Source organism: Cupriavidus sp. UYPR2.512 (genome assembly GCF_000379565.1).
Taxonomy (GTDB): Bacteria; Pseudomonadota; Gammaproteobacteria; order Burkholderiales; family Burkholderiaceae; genus Cupriavidus.
The window spans coordinates 53,478-71,542 of the sequence record NZ_KB903075.1 but is presented as its reverse complement, the minus strand read 5'-3'; the positions used below and the strand labels follow the sequence as shown (position 1 = coordinate 71,542).

Below are 18,065 nucleotides of genomic sequence, written 5' to 3'. Positions count from 1 at the left end.
GGCGGCAAAGCCCTCGGACAGCGCGCGCCAGGTGACGGATATGCCTGGCGGCTGGCTATAATCAGCCGAGGATTTTATCACGCGGGCCTGCCCGCGCCGCCCCGATCCACCAGATCCCATCAGACACTTACGTAACCCAGGAACATCATGGCCGACCCCATCCTCATCGCCAAGAACGCCGAACATGAACTGGTGCTGCTGCCGCAGATGGGCAACCGGCACGGGCTGATCACCGGCGCCACCGGCACCGGCAAGACTGTCACGCTGCAGACGCTGGCGCAGGGCTTCTCGCGCCTGGGCGTGCCGGTCTTCATGGCGGACGTCAAAGGTGACCTGACCGGCATTTCGCAAGCCGGCCAGCCGTCCGACAAGCTCAAGCAGCGGCTGGCCGACCTGAACCTGCCCGAGCCGGTATGGGGCGCGTGCCCGACCACGCTGTGGGATGTGTTCGGCGAGAAGGGCCACCCGGTGCGCGCCACGGTCTCGCACATGGGCCCGCTGCTGCTGTCGCGCATGCTGGAGCTGAACGATACCCAGCAGGGCGTGCTGAACCTGGTGTTCCGCATTGCCGACGCCAACGGCCTGCTGCTGCTCGACGCCAAGGACCTGCGCGCCATGCTGCAGTATGTCGGCGACAACGCCGGGCAGTTCACCACCGAATACGGCAATATCTCGGCCGCCTCGATCGGCGCCATCCAGCGCGGGCTGATCGCGCTGGAATCGCAGGGTGGGGATGTCTTCTTCGGCGAGCCGATGCTGAACCTGGAAGATTTCATCCAGACCGAGAACGGCCAGGGCGTGGTCAATATCCTGGCCGCCGACAAGCTGATGAACGCGCCGCGGCTGTACGCCACCTTCCTGCTGTGGATGCTGTCCGAGCTGTTCGAGAAGCTGCCCGAGGCCGGCGACCTGGACAAGCCCAAGCTGGTGTTCTTCTTCGACGAGGCCCACCTGCTGTTCAACGATGCGCCCAAGGCGCTGCTCGACAAGATCGAGCAGGTGGTGCGGCTGGTGCGCTCCAAGGGCGTGGGCGTGTACTTCGTCACGCAGAACCCGACCGACATCCCCGACACCGTGCTGGGTCAGCTGGGCAACCGCGTGCAGCATGCGCTGCGCGCCTTTACCCCGCGGGACCAGAAGGCGGTCAAGGTGGCGGCCACCACCATGCGCGCCAACCCCGGGCTGGACCTGGAAACCGCCATCAGTGAACTGGGCGTGGGCGAGGCGCTGGTGTCGTTCCTGGACGCCAAGGGCACGCCCTGCGTGACCGAACGCGCCTGGGTGCTGCCCCCCGGAAGCCGCATCGGCCCGGCGACCGAGGAAGAGCGCAAGCAACTGATCGCCAGTTCGCTGGTGGCGGGCACTTACGAGAAGACCGTTGACCGCGAATCCGCCTATGAGAAGCTGCGCGGCAACGTGCCGACGGTGGCCAACGGCAATGGCAAGGGCGGCGGCGCGCCGGCCGGCCAGCCGGCGGGCGAACAGGACAGCGGCTGGCTCGGCACGGCCGGCGAGATCTTCGGCACCCTGACCAAGGGCACCGGCAAGACCGGCCGCGGCGATTCGATCCTGGAGTCGATGGCCAAGTCGGCCGCGCGCACGGTGGGGTCGCAGGTCGGCCGCGAACTGATCCGCGGCGTGCTTGGCAGCCTGCTTGGCAAGAAGAAGTAGAAAAAACAGGAAGGGACGGGCGGCACCGGGGGCCGCCCTGAGCTGGTCAGCGGCGTTGCGCCGCTTGTGCCGTCTCCCGCGCCTTGGCCGCTTCCCCATCCTCGCGCATCTTGCGCGCGAACATCCGCGCAAAGAACCACCCCATGCCGATGATGAAGACGATCACGCCCAGGCTCATCAGGCCGGTGCTGGTACTGATCAGGATCTTGAAGGCTTCCATGCTTGGCTCCCTTTGCGTTGGCGATGGCGGCCGGCGAGGTCTCGCCGGCGCTTGCCGCCAGTGTAGGGAGCCCTGTGGCGCGGACTATTGAGGCCGGTCAAGAGCCAGGCCAGCCCGCCGCCGCACCGCTCAGTTCTTGGTGCCGAACAGGCGGTCGCCCGCATCGCCCAGGCCCGGCACGATATAGGCGTCGCCGTCCAGGTGGCTGTCCAGCGAGGCGACGAACAGCTTCACCCCCGGATGCGCCTTCTGGAACACTTCCACGCCCTCGGGGGCTGCCACCAGCGCAACGAAGGTGATGGCTTCGTCCTTGACACCGCGGCGCTTGAGCACCTCAACCGCGTGCGCGGCGGAGTAGCCCGTGGCCACCATCGGGTCGCACAGGATGAAGCTGCGGTCTTCCAGGTCGGGCAGCCGCACCAGGTATTCCACCGGGCGGTGCTGCTCGTCACGGTACACGCCGATATGGCCGATGCGCGCCGAAGGGATCAGCTCGACCAGGCCGTCGCTCATGCCCACGCCCGCGCGCAGCACCGGCACGATGGTCAGCTTCTTGCCGGCGATCACTGGCGCTTCCAGCGCTACCAGCGGCGTTTCGATGCGGCGCGTGGTCAACGGCAGGTTGCGGGTGATCTCATAGCCCATCAGCAGCGTGATCTCGCGCAGCAGTTCGCGGAAGGTGCGCGTCGACGTCTCCTTGTCGCGCAGGTGCGAGAGCTTGTGCTGGATCAGCGGGTGGTCGAGGATGAACAGGTTGGGAAAGCGCGGATCTTGTTTCATGGCTGGCGGCGAGGGCTCGGCGGGATAGGGGCAAGCAGGTGAAGCGGGCGGCGAGATCGGGTGGATCGGCGCGCCGCGCCGTTGCAGCCGGATTGTAATGGAAGCGGGCCGCCCTGCCTGTGGCTTCGCTTTCGATACCTGCCCCATGGCAGCGCTGTCGGCGGGCCCCCTGAACTGCCGGGGCCGGCCGACGGCGCCTTGTGTTAGTCAAGCGCGCGATTCTTCGACTCGATATCCACCATGTAGATGGCGACCGCCGCCACGGCAAGAAATGACGAAAGCAGCGCCAGGGCAAGGGTGAACTGGCTGGCCATGATCGGTGCGATGATGGACGGTGCGAAGAGGCCGCCAAAGCGCGCCATCGCGCCGGCAGTGCCCATCCCGCTGGCGCGCAGGTCGGTCGGGTACACCTCGGGCGTGAAGGCGTAGAGAGCGCCCCAGGTACCGAGGAGCGAGAAGCTCATCAGCAGGGTCGAGCCGACCACGAGCGCAGGGGACTGGCCCAGGCTGTAGAGCATGCAACCTGCCGCGCTGAGCAGCAGGAAGCCGATCAGGGTCGGCTTGCGGCCCCAGCGCTCGACGCCGTGCGCGGCCAGCGCGAACCCGGGAAGCTGCACCAGCGCGAGCACGATCAGGAAGACCTGGCCACGCATGAAGCCAAAGCCCTGGCCCGCCAGCTTGACCGGCAGATAAACGAAGACGCCGTAGTAGGCGATCGAGATAAGCGCCCAGGCGGCAAGCAGGCAGATGGTGCGGCGCCGGCATCCGGGCGCGAAGAGCGCAAAGACCGACTTGCGCTCCATCGGCTGGGGCTCCAGCTTGCCAATTTCCACGGATACGCGATTGGCGGTGGCGACACGCTGCAGCACCGCGCGTGCCTCGGCTGAGCGCCCCGATTTGTTCAGGTAGAGCGGAGACTCGGGTACAAAGAACCGGAAAACCACGCCGACCAGGGCGGGGATGCCCGTGACGAGGAAGATCAGCCGCCAGGCACCATCGCCTCGCGACACGGCGATCAGCGCAAGAATGGCGAGCAGGATCGTGCCAACGGCCCAGAACGACTCCAGCAGGACCAGCCAGCGGCCGCGCCGGTCCGAGGGCAGGAACTCGGCCATCATGGTGTAGTCGACGGGCAGCGTGCCGCCGACGCCGATGCCGGTCAGGAAGCGCAGCAGCAGCAGCCACTGGAAGTCCGGTGCGAAAGCGGAAGCGACACCGCAGATGGCGTCGATGACCACCGCCATCATCAGCACGGGCCGGCGGCCGATCCTGTCAGCCAGCCGGCCGAACACGAAAGCGCCGATCAGCATGCCGACAAAGAACATCGTCCCGGTCTGCAAGGCCGTCGGTACGGGAATGCCAAACGTCGCCGCGATCGACGGCGCGGTGAAGCCGATCGACAGCACCTGCATCGCGTCGGCGAGCCAGACCAGGCCGAAGATGACAAAGAGCCGATACTGGAACCGGCCGACTCCGGCCGCGCGGATGCCTTGCTCGATCGTGATGGTTTGAGACGACGCTCCCCGCGCGCCTGGCTGTGGGGCCGAGCCTAGCGTTGCTTCTGGGATTGCCGTTGTTGTCATGGATGAAATGGATGACGACATGTTGTCTACCTGTCTTTATAGGCTGGTTCTTGAACTCGGAAGCACACGTTTATCGAAGCAGGGCCAGACTACGGTACGCAATGACTGCGTGATGCAACGGCACCGGGTTGCAACGAAACGTGGTGACTACTCCATCTTGGCGAGGCTCGAACTAACCCGGCAGCACGCTCGCAACAACTTCCTGGTACTGATGCGACATAGTCACTCCTTGTTGTCTACCCTTGGTTGGTCCAGGCCCGGCCTCCCGGTTGGCATGACGGTGGACTATGCAAGCCTCGGGCCAGCGCTTCCGGTGATGTATAGGGCCAATCTTGTAGTTATGGTCTCGTTCGCCGCTTGCGGCACGCCGTCCTTGTGCGGGGGAGGCACCGCTGCGCGTCACGCGGCACTCATGTAGTGCACACTACATGATCGTTCAGCGTAAGCTACATGAAACTGGCGGGCAAGGCCGAATTGCGATTTCCCTCCTCGGGGTTTTCCCGCGCGTGGCGCGCATGCGGCCGGCGTTTGGGGCGCACGTCTGCCGGCCGGTGGCGAAGCGCCTTGCCAGGCACGGCGTATGTGCGGTTAGCGTGGATGCGGAAGGCGCGGCGAGCCGGCCTCGCGGTCATTCCTTGGTCTTAATGGGCAGGCATCGCGCGCAGGCGCGCGACGGTGTTCTCCAGGCCCTGCCAGGCGGGTTTGTCGGGCGCAAAGCGCGCGCGCAGGTACTGCGCGAGCTGCGCGATCTGCTGGTTGTCGAGCGTGTCGGCATAGGCCGGCATCGCACCCAGTTCGCTGTTGGGTGGGGCAGGCATGCCGTGCAGCAGCACCTGGATCACGTTGTCCGGCAGCTTGCTGTGCAGGTTCGTATTAAGCGCGAGCGAAGGCTTGACGCCGAACTGGGCAATGCCCTGGTCCGATTGATGGCAGACCGCGCATGCGCTCTGGTACAGGCGCTCGCCGGGACCGCTCAGGGTGCGCGCGGCTTGCGCGCTGCGTTGCTCGATCTGCGCTGCCTGTGCGGCCAGTACTGTCGGTGCCGGCGGCGGGGTTCCAAACGAGGCCACGTAGTGCGCGATCGCGCGCACATCGGCTTCAGGCAGTTGCGCCAGCTCTTCGACCACCGGTGCCATCGGCCCCGCCGCGGCGCCATGGTGCGGCGCGTAGCCGCCGCGCAGGTAGGAGAACAGTGCCGCCTCGGTCCAGGGCAGCGGTGCGTGCGACAGTGCGCTCAGCGGCGGCGCTTCCCAGCCTTCGGCGCTGCCGCCGCTCAGGTACTGGCGGCCGCCTTGCTCGGCGCCGAGCGCATTGCGCGGCGAATGGCAGGCACTGCAATGGCCGAGCCCTTCGGCCAGATAGGCGCCGCGATTCCATTGCGCGGAGCGCGACGGGTCCGGCGTAAAGCGTTCGTTGCGATGGAACAGCAGGTTCCAGCCCGCCAGCAGCGGGCGCACGTTGAAGGGGAACGCAAGCTGCGTCTGCGGGACTTCGGATTTCACCGGCTCCGCCGACATCAGGTAGCCATACAGCGCCTGCATGTCGCCGTCGCTGATTTTCGCGAATGCGGTGTACGGGAACGCGGGATACAAGCGCCGCCCGTCGCGGTGTATGCCCTCGCGCATGGCGCGCTCGAACGCGGCAAAGGACCAGTTGCCGATGCCGGTCTGCACATCCGGGGTGATATTGGTGCTGTAGACCGTGCCGAAGGGCGTCTCCAGCGGCAGGCCACCGGCGTTCTTCACGCCGCCCGGCGCGGTATGGCATACCGCACAGTCTCCCGCAGCGGCCACCAGCCGGCCGCGTTCGAGCGTGGCGGCGGAATAGAAGCCGGCCTCGGGCGGCGCCACCGGTGCGACCGGCGCGCGCCAGGGCAGCAGCGTGGCGCACACGCCCGCCGCGGCTGCGGCGGCAGCGGCGATCCAGCCGCGCTTGCTGCGCTGGTTGCCGGGCCTGGCCTCGGCCAGCGCCAGGCGGATGCGATCGGCGCTGAAGGGTGGCGCGCGCAGGCGCACGCCGGTGGCGTCGTAGATGGCATTGGCCACGGCCGCGGCGGCGGGCATGGTGTCGGCCGGGCCGGCAGCCAGCGCGTCATGCGTGGCGAGCGTGCCGGCCAGGCGGACTTCCGGCGGGGTGCCGCCCGGCACGGCTGGCAGGGTCTGGCTGGCAGGTGGCGCCTCGGCCGGCCAGGTGTCGAAGGCGGGCGTGGCCGACGTCAGCTGCAGGGCAGCATCGGCCACGGCCTGCTCGAGCGAGCGCGCCGACGGCGCGGCTTGTGCGCGCGGCAGCGATTCACTGTCATGCCCCACCGTCACGCGCGTGACCGCCAGCTCGCCGGTGGTGCCGTCGACCTCGACCTCGGCCACCCATGCCGACCAAGTCTGCCCGGCATCGTGATCGACGGTGTGGGCATAGGCAAAGCCGCGGCCGCGCTGCACGTTGCCGGCCGCTGAGTTGGCGCGGGGCGCGGCCGGCGTCCAGCCGGCGCGCTGCGACACTTGCCGTACCAGTGCCGTGCCGCGCGCGTCGTCGAGATGCGCCAGCCGCAGCGCGACCGGGTCGGTGCCGGAGGCGGCGGCAAGCTCGTCGAGATGGGATTCCCGGGCGAACACCTGTGCCCGGGCGGTCGCCAGTGGCGCCGCATCGAACGCGGCGGGGTTGCCTGTCGCAACCAGGTCGACATGCGGGATGCGATAGGGCGGCATGGCGGCATCGCCGGCGCGGTCGGCATCGATGCTGTCCGCCACGGGCGATGCCGTATGCGTGAGCCACAGCGCCAGCGGCACGGCCGGAGCGGCCGTGCCCGCCAATGTTGCGGCGTAGGCTTCGACGGCAGTGCCGGCCAGCGCGGTGTCGACCCGTACATTGAGAGCGGCATCGGCAAGGCCCACGTCGGCGGCACACAGCCGACGCATCACGGGCTGCCCGGCGGCGTGGGCCAGCAGCGCCGCGTCGGCGGCGGCGTGCGGCGCGAGCAGCGCGGGGTCCGCGCGGTCGTCGGGCGCCTGCCAGCAGGCCAGCACCACCTGTTGCGGCGCGATGCCCAGCAGCGCGGCAAGCTCGGCGCGCAGCGCGCCAGGGCGCGTGCTCGGCAGCCACACGGTCAGCTTGCCGTCGCGCCAGTCGGCGACGGCAGTGCAATACGCTTGGCCACGGGCTCCGGCCAGCGGCCACTGGTAGTGCTGCGTCTGGCGTGCCTCGGCGCTGGCCAGGGCCGCATTGGCGTTGCCGCGCTGAGCCAGCGCGCGGCGCGCTATCGGCGCGCCGTCTGCGCGGGGCGCGGCGGACCAGCGTGCCTGCAGCGCATGGATGGCGCCGGCGCCCTGTGCAGGCGAAGCCGCGGCCACGCCGGCAAAGTTGTTGCGGATCACGACCGCGCGGATGCCGGGCAGCGCCAGCGCGGCCTCGCGCTCTGCGCCCAGCAGGCGCGCTGCGAGCGGCTGGCCGTCGATCCAGCGCAGGCCGGGCGGTGTCAGCACCTGTGCGACCAGGCAGTCGGCGGCGGGCGGCGGCATGCTGCCCGCAACCGCAGTGGCGCAGGTGGCCTGCGAAGCGCGTAGTTCGTTCACGATGCCGCTCCCCCGGCGGCTTGCCGTTGCAGCACCGCGGCGCGCTTGACCGCGCGCACGATTTCCACATGCGTGCCGCAGCGGCACAGGTTGAAGCGCAGCGCTTCGCGGATCTGCGCTTCGTCGGGATCGGGATTCTGGGCGAGCAGTGCCTTGGCGGTCATGATCATGCCATTCAGGCAGTAGCCGCACTGCGCGGCCTGCTCGTCGATAAAGGCCTGCTGCACCGGATCGGGACGCTGCGCCGTGCCCAGGCCCTCGAGCGTGGTCACAGCATGGCCCACCGCGGCCCTGACCGGCAGTACGCAAGAGCGTGCGGGCAAGCCGTCCACCAGCACCGTGCACGCGCCGCACTGGCCCAGGCCGCAGCCGTACTTGGGCCCGTTGCAGCACAGGTCGTTGCGCAGGATGTAGAGCAGCGGCGTGTCAGGCGCAGCGCTGAGCGTGTGCTCGGCGTGGTTGACCTGCAGTGTCAGGGGGCGGGGCGTGTTCATCGGGGGCTGGGGGCGGTTTGAACATCACGCATCGCGGCGCCGCGCCCCTTCGTTGGCGAGGGGCTGCGGCGGGCAGGGGCGGTCAGGCGATCAGGCGGCTGCGGACAGCGGCGCGGACCCGGCCGACACCAGCGGCACGTTGAACACATCGTAGCCGAAACACCAGTCGGGGTTCTCGTTGCTGCGCAGCCAGGTGTTGTTGTGCGAGACCAGCTGGACCTTGCTCGCGCGCTCGTTGCGGTTCGCTTCATACAACGCGAATGCCGAGGCGAAGTCATCCACGCCGGTCTCGGTGAAGCAGCGCGCAAGCATGGCCGCATCCTCGATCGCCATCGCGGCGCCTTGCGCCATGTGCGGCTTCATCGGATGGCAGGCGTCGCCGAGCAGCACCAGGCGGCCCCGGCTCCACAACGGCAGCGGGTCGCGCTCCAGCAGCGGCCACTTGGTCACTTCGACGGTGCCTTCGATCAGCGACTGCACGCCCTCGTGCCAGCCGTCGAACGCGGCGCGCATTTCCTCGATGCTGCTCGGCACCCAGCTCTTGCTCATGTCCCATTCGGGCTCGGGCACGCCGGTCACGTAGTAGATCTCGTCGAGCTTGCTGGTATCGAAGTAGACCATCATGTGGCGGTCGTCGGTCCACCACTTGGTGCAGCGCTCATGCGTGAAGCCCTTGACGCGCGAGATCGGGAACACCGCGCGGTGCGCCACGTAGCCGGTGTACTTGGGCGGCTCGGCGCCCAGCAGCGTCTCGCGGATGCGCGAGTTGACGCCGTCCGCGCCGATCACGATGTCGGCCTCTTCGACCGTGCCGTCGGTGAAGCGCAGCTGCACCACATCGCCCTGGTCGGTGACGCTGTTCAGCTTCTTGTTGAAGAACAGCGTGTCGGGCGCCACGGCATCGGTCAGCAGCTTGTGGAAGTCGCCGCGGTGCACGGTCAGGTAGCTGGCGCCGTAGTGGCGCTGCGCGTAGTCGCCCAGCGGGATCTGCGCGATCACCTCGCCGCTCAGCCCGTCGCGGCTGTACCAGTAGTCCGGATGGCAGCCCATGTCGTTGAGCGCGTCTTCGATGCCGATGCGCCGCATGATCTTCATCACATTGGGCCCCACATGGATGCCCGCGCCCAGGCGCGAGAACGCCGGTGCCTGTTCATACAGCCTGACTTGGAAGCCGGCTCGCTGCAGCAGGGCGGCCGCGGCCGTCCCTCCGAGTCCGGCGCCGACAACTGCGATTCGCGGTTTGCCTTGCACGTTATTTCTCCTGGCAATGACACAAGGTCGATGGGGGCTGGGGCGGCCACTCGGCCGACCGTTGAAACGAGTGTACACACTCAAAATATCAAAGTAAAAGAAGAAAATGATGAACCTATGGAAAACCCTTATTACAAGGTGATGACGCTCGCACATCGCGCTATACCGGTGAATTTATGCGCAAAAACAGGGATTGATTAATTAAGCATGCACTGAACGAGTGAATTCGCGACGGCACAGATTCTGTTTGCTTAGATAAAGTGTGTACACTACAATCAATCGCAGCATGCAGGGCCGCCAGGCCGAGGCAGGCGGGTAGACAGACAAAGCGCAGACAAACAGATGACGGAGTCGACAGTGCAGAAAGTTTTCCGAATCGGCCAGATCGTGCCGAGCTCCAACACCACCATGGAAACCGAGATCCCGGCGATGCTGGCCGCGCGCCAGCTGGTGCGCCCGGAACGCTTCACCTTCCACTCAAGCCGGATGCGGATGAAGAAGGTGGTCAAGGAAGAGCTGGCGGCCATGGACGCCGAATCCGACCGCTGCGCGGTGGAACTGAGCGACGCCCGCGTCGACGTGCTCGGCTACGCCTGCCTGGTGGCGATCATGGCGATGGGCCACGGCTACCACCGTGTGTCCGAGCAGCGCCTGCAGGCGCATACCGCCGAGAACGGCGGCGACGCGCCAGTGATCACCAGCGCCGGCGCGCTGGTCGATGCGCTCAAGGTGATGGGCGCGAAGCGCATCGCCGTGGTGGCGCCCTATATGAAGCCGCTGACCGAGCTGGTGGTCGACTACATCCGCAATGAAGGCTATGAGGTGGTCGACTACCGCGCGCTGGAGATCCCCGACAACCTTGAGGTGGGTCGCCACGACCCGGCGCGGCTGCCGGAGATCGTCGCGCAGATGAATACGGCCGACGCCGATGTCATCGTGCTGTCGGCGTGCGTGCAGATGCCGTCGCTGCCGGCCGTGGCCAAGGTCGAGGCGATGACCGGCAAGCCGGTGGTCACCGCCGCCGTCGCCACCACCTATGCGCTGCTGAAGCGGCTGGGGCTGGAGCCGGTGGTGCCGGGCGCCGGCGCGCTGCTGTCGGGCGCGTACTGAAGGAGGCGGCCATGGCAGACAGCACCTTTCTCTACGGCGCCAACGTGAACGCCAACGGCATCCGCCAGCACTACCTGCGCTATGGCGGGCAGGGCGGCGCGCGTGCGCAGCGCGATGCCGTCATCATCGTGCCGGGCATCACCAGCCCCGCGGTGACCTGGGGCTTTGTCGGCGAGCAGTTCGGGCAGCAGTTCGATACCTATGTGCTCGACGTGCGCGGCCGCGGCCTGTCGCAGGCCGGCGCGGAGCTGGACTACAGCCTCGATGCGCAGGCTGCCGATGTGATCGCGTTTGCTGGCGCGCTTGGCTTGCAGCGCTACGCCATCGTTGGCCATTCGATGGGCGCGCGCATCGGCATCCGCGCCGCGCGCAGCAAGCCGGCAGGCCTGACGCGCCTGGTGCTGGTCGATCCGCCGGTGTCGGGCCCGGGCCGCCGCCAGTATCCGTCGCAACTGCCGTGGTACATCGATTCGATCCGGCTGGCGCAGCAGGGCATCGACGTGGAAGGCATGCGCCGCTTCTGCCCGACCTGGACCGAGGACCAGCTGCGCCTGCGCGCGCAATGGCTGCATACCTGCGACGAGCGCGCGGTCCTGGCCAGCTTCAATGGCTTCCATGAGGACGATATCCACGCCGACCTGCCGCACGTGGCCGTGCCGGCCCTGCTGATGACCGCGGGGCGTGGCGACGTGATCCGCGAGGAAGACGTCCAGGAGATGCGCAAGCTGCTGCCCGCATTGCTGCTTGCGCATGCCGCCAACGCCGGCCACATGATCCCGTGGGACGACGAGGCCGGTTTCTACCGCGCCTTCGGCGACTTCCTGGGTGCGGCACTGAACTGATCAAGGAGCGAATATGCCCGTAAGCGATTACGACCTGACCACGGCGTGGAAGCAGGTGCTGACGCTGTCCAGGCTTGAGCCGGGGCAGACCGTCACCGTGCTGACCGGCGCCGCCACGCATCCGCAGACGCTGCGCACCGCAATGGTGGCGGCGGCATCGATGGGCGCCATCGTCAACCGGCTCGACCTGCCGCCGGTCAATGGCGAAAAGGCGCTCAGCCGCGACGCGCTGGCCTATCTGGGGACCACGCCGCTGACCGGCAACCCGGCCGCGATTGCCGCGCTCAAGGCCAGCGACCTGGTGCTGGACCTGATGACGCTGCTGTTCTCGCCCGAGCAGCACGCGATCCTGGCGCAAGGCACCAGGATCCTGCTGGCGGTGGAACCGCCCGAAGTGCTGGCGCGGCTGGTGCCGACCGAAGCCGACCGTGCCCGCGTCAAGGCCGCGGCCGCGCGGCTGGGCAAGGCGCGCGAGATGCATATCGTGTCTGACGCCGGCATGGACCTGCGCTGCCGCCTGGGCGAGTTCCCGGCAATCAGCGAGTACGGCTTTGTCGACGAGCCCGGCCGCTGGGACCACTGGCCGAGCGGCTTCGTGCTGACCTGGCCGGACGAGGGCGGCACCAACGGCACCATCGTGCTGGACCGCGGCGACATCCTGCTGCCGATGAAGTCCTATATCCAGGCGCCGATCCGCATTACGGTCGAGGCCGGCTACGTGCGCGGCATCGAGGGCGACGTGGATGCCGAGCTGCTGGCCGACTACATGGCCTCGTTCAACGACCCCGAGGCCTATGCCATGTCGCATATCGGCTGGGGCCTGCAGCCACGTGCCAGCTGGTCGGCGCTGGCGATGTACGACCGCGAGGCCACCATCGGCATGGACGCGCGCGCCTACGAGGGCAACTTCCTGTGCTCGTTCGGCCCCAACAACGAAGCGGGCGGCAGCCGCACCACCGCCTGCCATATCGATATCCCGGTGCGCCACTGCACCGTAAGCCTCGACGGTGAGCCGGTGGTGGTGCGCGGCAAGGTGATGGACGGGCACCACGTTCCCGCCGCATCGCTCTACAAGGAATCGCGCCATGGATGACGCAGTGCAGACCTACCAGCGCCAGGGCTTCGGCGCGTCGATGGAACTCAAGGCGCCGTACGGCCTGCTGATCATCGACTTCGTCAACGGCTTCGCCGATCCGGCGGTGTTCGGCGGCGGCAATATCCCCGAGGCGATCCGCAATACGCAGCCGCTGCTGCGCACCGCGCGCGAGCAGGGCTGGCCGGTGGCGCACAGCCGTATCGTGTTTGCCGACGATGACAGCGACCACAACATCTTCACGCTGAAGGTGCCCGGGATGCTGACGCTGAAGGAGGCTGGGCACAACAGCCAGATCGTGCCGGAGCTGGCGCCCGCGCCGGGAGAGCTGGTGGTGCGCAAGACGGTGCCGTCGGCGTTCTTCGGCACCTCGCTGGCGGCGTGGCTGACGCAGCGTGGCGTGCAGACGCTGCTGGTGGCGGGTTGCGTCACCAGCGGCTGCGTGCGCGCCAGCGTGGTCGACGCGATGTCTCTGGGCTTGCGCCCGCTGGTGGTGTCGGATTGCGTGGGCGACCGCGCGCTGGGCCCGCATGACGCCAACCTGTTCGACATGGCGCAGAAATACGCCACGGTGCTGACGCGCGACGAGGCGCTGGCACAGGTTGCCAGCGTGCGGGCCGCCGCCTGAGGCGTGGCGATGCGGGCGGGCCTGGCGTCAGCCTGCCGCCGTGCGCCGGCCGCGTGCCGGCTTGCGCGGCGCGGCCGGCGGCGCCACGTCCGCATCCGCCACCGCGCCGGGCACGGCCACCGCGCGCAGCACCGTCTGCTGGATCACATCGCGCCAGTGCGCCAGCGCGGGCGGGCTCATCATGGGTTCGCCCAGGAAGGCGCTGAGCGTATGATGGTTGGAGTTGTAGAAGTAGCCAAGCGAAGCGATCACCATATAGACATCGCGCGCGCCCGCGTCTGGCCGGAACAGCGCCGCGGCCTTGCCGCGCGCGAGGATGCCGTCAAGCACCGACAGCGCGTAGCTGGAGATCTCGCGCAGCCGCACCGACTTCTTCGCGTGCTTGCCCTGGCTCATGTTCTCGCTGGTCAGGATGGCGACGAACTCCGGATGATCCAGGTAGTACTGCCAGACGAAATCGATCAGCTGCGTCAGCGCGCGCACAGGATCGGCGGCGTCGAGCTCATGTTCGAGCTGCTGCTCGGCTTCATTGAGTTGCAGGTAGATGGTCTCGAGCACTTCGACAAACAGTTTTTCCTTGCTGCCGAAGTAGTAGTAGATCATCCGGTCGTAGGTCTTGGCCAGCGACGAGATGCGTTCGATGCGGCCCCCGTCGTAGCCGCGCTGGGCGAAGACCTTGATCGCAGCCTTCAGGATGCGGTCGCGGCTGTCCTGCGCTTGCCTGGCCCGCGTGCCGGCTGCCGCCCGCTTCGCGGCTGGCTTGGGCGCAGGTCTGGTCGTGATCGTCATGGTCGATGCCTGGGCTATTCCACTGTTGGCTTGCAGTATAACGGCGCCCCGGGGCGCAGCCGGTGAAGGAGATGGCAGAACGATGACGGCAACCAACCTGCAACCCGCGGCACAGTCCGACGCCGACACGCCGCGCACGCTGCGGCTGGCGCTGCTGCGGGCCACCGGCGTGCTGCTGGTGACGCGCGCCCCGCAGGCGGCCGCACGGCCAGCGCCCGGCCAGCCCGGCGCGGCGTCGGACTACGTGCCGGCGCTGCCGGACCTCTTCATTGCCGTGCGCGACAGCGGCGAGGTGCTGGCCTTCAACGGCCACGTCGACCTTGGCACCGGCATCCGCACGGCGCTGGCGCAGATCGTGGCGGAAGAACTCGACGTGCCGCTCGAACGCGTACGCATGGTGCTTGGCCACACCGAAGCCACCCCCAACCAGGGTCCCACCATCGCCAGCGCATCGATCCAGATCTCGGCGCTGCCGTTGCGCCGCGCCGCCGCCCAGGCGCGTGCGTGGCTGCAGGCGCGCGCCGCGCAGCGGCTCGGCGTGGAATCCGGCCGGCTGGAGGCAGAGGACTGCGTCTTCCGCGTTCCCGGCACCCAGGCCAGCATCGGCTACGGCGCGCTGGTTTCCGGCGAGCATGTGGAACTGCAGCTGGCAGACGACATACCCACCAAGCCGGTCGAGTCCTACCGTATCGTCGGCCGCGCCGCGGGCCGCGTTGATATTCCTGACAAGGTGCGCGGCGCGCTGACCTTTGTCCACGACGTGCGCGTGCCCGGCATGCTGCATGGCCGCGTGGTGCGACCGCCGTATGCGGGGCGCGACAGCGGCGGCTTTGTCGGCAATAGCCTGCTGGAAGTCGACCGCGATTCCGTGCGCCATATACCCGGCCTGGTCGATGTGGTGGTGCAGGGCGATTTTGTCGGCGTGATAGCCGAGCGCGAGGAATACGCGGTCCAGGCCGCGCGCCGGCTGCGCGTGCGCTGGAAGCCGGTGCCGCCGCTACCCGCGCTGGACGATCCGGAGCCCGCGCTGCGCGCCAACCCGGCCACGCGGCGCGAGCTGCTGTCCGACGGCGAGCTGCCGGCAAACGGCGCCGGCACGGTATTGCAGCGGCGCTTCGTCTGGCCGTACCAGATGCATGGCTCGATCGGCCCGTCATGCGCCGTGGCCGACTGGCATGACGATGGCCTGACGGTGTGGTCCGGCACGCAGAACCCGCATGTGCTGCGCATCGATCTGGCAAAGCTGTGCGGGCTCGGCGAAGACCGCATCGAGATCGTGCGCATGGAGGCCGCCGGCTGCTACGGGCGCAACTGCGCCGACGATGTATGCGCCGACGCGGCACTGCTGTCGCGTGCCGTTGGCCGGCCCGTGCGCGTGCAGCTCTCGCGCGAACAGGAGCATCTGTGGGAGCCCAAGGGCGCGGCCCAGCTGATGGACGTCAGCGCCACGCTGGGCCCGGACGGGGCGCTGCTCGGCTATGACTTCACCAGCCGCTATCCGTCCAACGATGCGCCCACGCTGGCGCTGGTGCTGACCGGTGCCGTGCCCAACGCGCCGCGCACACTGGAGATGGGCGACCGCACCGCCGTGCCGCCATACGCATACGGCGCGCGCCGCATCGGTTGCGACGACACGCCCGCAATCGTGCGCGCGTCCTGGCTGCGTGGCGTGTCGGCGCTGCCCAATGCGTTTGCGCATGAGTGCGTGATCGATGAGCTGGCCGCGCAGGCGGGTGCCGATCCCGTGGATTTCCGGCTGCGGCACCTGCCGGATGAACGTGCCGCGGCCTTGCTGCGTGCCGTGGCCGAAGCGGCTGGCTGGCAGCGGGGCGTGGCCGGGTCGCGCGGCATCGCGGATGCCGAAGGCCGCTTGCGCGGCCGGGGCGTGGCCTATGCCCGCTATATCCACAGCCGTTTCCCGGGCTTCGGCGCAGCCTGGTCGGCCTGGGTGGTGGACGTGGCGGTGGATGCCGGCACCGGCCGCATCACCATCGAAAAGGTGGTGGTCGGGCAGGACACCGGCATGATGGTCAATCCCGACGGCGTGCGCCACCAGATCCACGGCAACGTGGTGCAGACGCTCAGCCGGGTGCTGAAGGAGCAGGTGCGCTTCGATGCGGAGGGTGTCGCCAGCCGCGAATGGGGCAGCTATCCGCTGCTGACCTTCCCGGAAATCCCGCAAATTGACGTGGTGCTGATGCCGCGGCAGTCGGAGCCGCCGCTGGGCGCAGGCGAATCGGCCTCGCTGCCGGGCGCGCCGGCGATCGCCAATGCCTTGTTCGATGCCCTGGGGGTGCGCCTGCGCCGGCCGCCGTTCGTGCCCGAGACGGTGCTGGCGGCGATGACGGCTCGCTGAGGCGATCCCCTAACTTAAAGCGGCGCCTGCTCAGGCGCCGCCATTCCCCTCGTCGATCTCACTCATCTTGCGCAGCAGGTAAGTCACCGCGACGCGCTCGGCCGGGTTCAGGTTGCCGAAGGTCTGCTCCGAGATCTCCTTCGCGAACGGCACGGTCTCGTCGATCAAGGCCAGCCCGTCTGGCGTGACCGTTACCACCACCTTGCGCCGGTCGTTGGGGTCGTGCGATACCGCAATCAGCTTGCGCGACTTCAGCCGGTCGATAATGCCCCGCACCGTGGCCTGGTCGATGGCGGTGGCGCGCACCACCTCGTTCATCGAACACGGCTGCCGGTCCCTGACCGCGCACAGCACCACGAACTGCGCCGCGGTCAGCTGCGAATCCGGGATGGTCTGCTGGAAGATCGCCACATGGCGCTGGTAGGCGCGCCGCAGCAGGTGGCCCACCTGCTCGGTGAAATCATAGTCGGCGGCGGTCTTGCCGGAAGGCGTGTCGGCGGGTTGGGGCACGAAATGGGTGCAGTGGATGAGGTGACTCAGAGTATACCGAGGAAGGTGGCGCGAAGGTGGCGCGAAGGCAAAGGAAAGGTGCCGGGGCCACTGGGGTGACGCCCGATGCCATTGCGTCTTTTCGAATACAATCGTCGGGTCGTTTCGCGGGGCCGCGAGGCCCGCCCGCTTTCCCCTGTATTCCCCCGTGCCCGCCTCCCAGAAGTCTCTCGCCGCACCTGCCGTGCTGCCGTCGCCGCAGCACTCTGGCCTTGTCATCGCCGCCGTCGGTGCGGTGCTGTTCTCCGCCAAGGCGATCGTCGCCAAGCTGATGTACCGCTACCACGTCGATGCGGTGATGGTGATCACGCTGCGCATGCTGTTCGCCGTGCCGCTGTTCATGGCGATCGGCTGGTGGCAGTCGCGCCGGCTGGCGCCGCTGTCGTGGGCGGATCGCGGGCGCGTGGTGTTTCTCGGCTTCATCGGCTACTACCTGTCGAGCTTCCTCGATTTCATCGGCCTGCAATACATCACCGCCGGGCTGGAGCGGCTGATCCTGTTCCTGACGCCGTCGTTCGTGCTGCTGGCCACCGCGCTGGTCTTCCGCCGGCCCATTGCCATGCGCCAGTGGCTGTCGCTGCTGCTGGCCTACGCCGGCATCGTGCTGGTATTCGCGCACGACCTGGACGTCAGCGGCAGCGAGGTGTGGCTGGGCGGCGCGCTGGTGCTGGGCAGCGCCATGACATATGGTATCTACCTGATCCTGAGCGGCGAGCTGGTGCGGCGCATCGGCTCGCTGCGGCTGGTGGCCTATGCGATGTGCGTCTCGACCGCCTGCTGCGTGATCCAGTACCTGGTGCTGGGCCGGCCGGTGGCGGAACTGGCGCAGCCGGCGCCGGTGATGTGGCTGTCACTCATCAATGCGGTGTTCTGCACCGTGCTGCCGGTGTCGCTGACCATGGTGGCGGTGTCGCGCATCGGCGCGCCGATGGCCTCGCAGGCCGGCATGATCGGCCCGGTGTCGACCCTGTTGCTGGCCTTCTGGCTGCTGGGCGAGCCCGTCAGCGGCGTGCAGCTGGCCGGCAGCGCGCTGGTGATGGGCGGCATGTATTTGCTGTCGGCAAGAAAGACGTGATTTCGGGCCGGCCCCGGGGCTGGCCCGCCAAAGACAACAGACAAAGGAGAAGGAC

15 protein-coding genes are annotated in these 18,065 nt (G+C 68.2%); 7 read left to right on the top strand and 8 right to left on the bottom strand.

The window, feature by feature from the left end; genetic code table 11:
* Positions 1–147: 147 nt before the first annotated feature.
* Positions 148–1,671: a helicase HerA-like C-terminal domain-containing protein gene (locus tag A3A5_RS0120465; RefSeq protein ID WP_018312390.1), complete on the top strand. Its 1,524-nt coding sequence runs from the start codon at positions 148–150 to the stop codon at positions 1,669–1,671.
* 46 nt (positions 1,672–1,717) lie between these two features.
* On the opposite strand, the gene A3A5_RS41960 is transcribed toward A3A5_RS0120465, so the two are convergent.
* The 6 genes from A3A5_RS41960 to A3A5_RS0120430 form a co-directional block, all read right to left on the bottom strand.
* Complete coding sequence (locus A3A5_RS41960; RefSeq protein WP_018312389.1) at positions 1,718–1,891, bottom strand: DUF3149 domain-containing protein; 174 nt, start codon at positions 1,889–1,891, stop codon at positions 1,718–1,720.
* Positions 1,892–2,020: 129 nt separating this feature from the next.
* The gene (gene upp / locus A3A5_RS0120455) at positions 2,021–2,671 is read right to left on the bottom strand and encodes a uracil phosphoribosyltransferase (protein WP_018312388.1); all 651 of its coding nucleotides are present in this window, start codon (positions 2,669–2,671) and stop codon (positions 2,021–2,023) included.
* Positions 2,672–2,874: 203 nt separating this feature from the next.
* Positions 2,875–4,275, bottom strand: a complete 1,401-nt coding sequence (locus A3A5_RS0120450) for an MFS transporter (protein ID WP_232431414.1) — start codon at positions 4,273–4,275, stop codon at positions 2,875–2,877.
* Between the two features lie 620 nt (positions 4,276–4,895).
* Positions 4,896–7,823: a c-type cytochrome gene (locus A3A5_RS0120440; RefSeq protein WP_018312385.1), complete on the bottom strand. Its 2,928-nt coding sequence runs from the start codon at positions 7,821–7,823 to the stop codon at positions 4,896–4,898.
* Positions 7,820–8,317, bottom strand: a complete 498-nt coding sequence (locus A3A5_RS0120435) for a (2Fe-2S)-binding protein (RefSeq protein WP_018312384.1) — start codon at positions 8,315–8,317, stop codon at positions 7,820–7,822. The genes A3A5_RS0120440 and A3A5_RS0120435 overlap by 4 nt, the downstream gene beginning before the upstream one ends.
* Before the next feature lie 90 nt (positions 8,318–8,407).
* Positions 8,408–9,568, bottom strand: a complete 1,161-nt coding sequence (locus tag A3A5_RS0120430; RefSeq protein ID WP_018312383.1) for an FAD-dependent monooxygenase — start codon at positions 9,566–9,568, stop codon at positions 8,408–8,410.
* Positions 9,569–9,925: 357 nt separating this feature from the next.
* Between A3A5_RS0120430 and A3A5_RS0120425 the strand changes: the two genes are divergently transcribed.
* From A3A5_RS0120425 to A3A5_RS0120410, 4 genes are read left to right on the top strand one after another with little or no spacing between them, the layout of a single operon-like run.
* Complete coding sequence (locus A3A5_RS0120425) at positions 9,926–10,678, top strand: Asp/Glu racemase (protein ID WP_010812897.1); 753 nt, start codon at positions 9,926–9,928, stop codon at positions 10,676–10,678.
* An 11-nt stretch (positions 10,679–10,689) separates the two neighbouring features.
* A complete protein-coding gene (locus tag A3A5_RS0120420) occupies positions 10,690–11,520 on the top strand; it encodes an alpha/beta fold hydrolase (RefSeq protein ID WP_018312382.1) in 831 nt (276 codons plus the stop codon).
* Positions 11,521–11,533: 13 nt separating this feature from the next.
* Entirely contained in the window at positions 11,534–12,613 is a 1,080-nt protein-coding gene (locus A3A5_RS0120415) for a peptidase M29 (protein WP_018312381.1), read from the top strand.
* Positions 12,606–13,241, top strand: coding sequence for an N-carbamoylsarcosine amidohydrolase (locus A3A5_RS0120410; protein WP_018312380.1), 636 nt, complete (start codon positions 12,606–12,608; stop codon positions 13,239–13,241). Before A3A5_RS0120415 ends, A3A5_RS0120410 begins: the two co-directional genes overlap by 8 nt.
* Positions 13,242–13,268: 27 nt before the next feature.
* On the opposite strand, the gene A3A5_RS0120405 is transcribed toward A3A5_RS0120410, so the two are convergent.
* Positions 13,269–14,030 (bottom strand): TetR/AcrR family transcriptional regulator, encoded by a 762-nt coding sequence (locus A3A5_RS0120405; protein ID WP_018312379.1) that lies wholly within the window; start codon positions 14,028–14,030, stop codon positions 13,269–13,271.
* Between the two features lie 82 nt (positions 14,031–14,112).
* Here A3A5_RS0120405 and A3A5_RS0120400 point away from each other — a divergent pair, with 82 nt between their 5' ends.
* Positions 14,113–16,386, top strand: coding sequence for a molybdopterin cofactor-binding domain-containing protein (locus A3A5_RS0120400; RefSeq protein WP_018312378.1), 2,274 nt, complete (start codon positions 14,113–14,115; stop codon positions 16,384–16,386).
* A gap of 30 nt (positions 16,387–16,416) precedes the next feature.
* On the opposite strand, the gene A3A5_RS0120395 is transcribed toward A3A5_RS0120400, so the two are convergent.
* A complete protein-coding gene (locus A3A5_RS0120395; RefSeq protein ID WP_018312377.1) occupies positions 16,417–16,896 on the bottom strand; it encodes a MarR family winged helix-turn-helix transcriptional regulator in 480 nt (159 codons plus the stop codon).
* 187 nt (positions 16,897–17,083) lie between these two features.
* On the opposite strand from A3A5_RS0120395, the gene A3A5_RS0120390 reads away from it, so the two are divergent.
* The gene (locus tag A3A5_RS0120390; protein ID WP_232431412.1) at positions 17,084–18,010 is read left to right on the top strand and encodes a DMT family transporter; all 927 of its coding nucleotides are present in this window, start codon (positions 17,084–17,086) and stop codon (positions 18,008–18,010) included.
* Positions 18,011–18,065: the final 55 nt, after the last annotated feature.

Coding starts and splice junctions, on each gene's coding strand:
- A3A5_RS0120465 (WP_018312390.1), top strand. CDS start 148: ATGGCCGACCCCATCCTCATCGCCAAGAACGCCGAACATGAACTGGTG.
- A3A5_RS41960 (WP_018312389.1), bottom strand. CDS start 1,891: ATGGAAGCCTTCAAGATCCTGATCAGTACCAGCACCGGCCTGATGAGC.
- upp (WP_018312388.1), bottom strand. CDS start 2,671: ATGAAACAAGATCCGCGCTTTCCCAACCTGTTCATCCTCGACCACCCG.
- A3A5_RS0120450 (WP_232431414.1), bottom strand. CDS start 4,275: ATGTCGTCATCCATTTCATCCATGACAACAACGGCAATCCCAGAAGCA.
- A3A5_RS0120435 (WP_018312384.1), bottom strand. CDS start 8,317: ATGAACACGCCCCGCCCCCTGACACTGCAGGTCAACCACGCCGAGCAC.
- A3A5_RS0120420 (WP_018312382.1), top strand. CDS start 10,690: ATGGCAGACAGCACCTTTCTCTACGGCGCCAACGTGAACGCCAACGGC.
- A3A5_RS0120415 (WP_018312381.1), top strand. CDS start 11,534: ATGCCCGTAAGCGATTACGACCTGACCACGGCGTGGAAGCAGGTGCTG.
- A3A5_RS0120410 (WP_018312380.1), top strand. CDS start 12,606: ATGGATGACGCAGTGCAGACCTACCAGCGCCAGGGCTTCGGCGCGTCG.
- A3A5_RS0120405 (WP_018312379.1), bottom strand. CDS start 14,030: ATGACGATCACGACCAGACCTGCGCCCAAGCCAGCCGCGAAGCGGGCG.
- A3A5_RS0120400 (WP_018312378.1), top strand. CDS start 14,113: ATGACGGCAACCAACCTGCAACCCGCGGCACAGTCCGACGCCGACACG.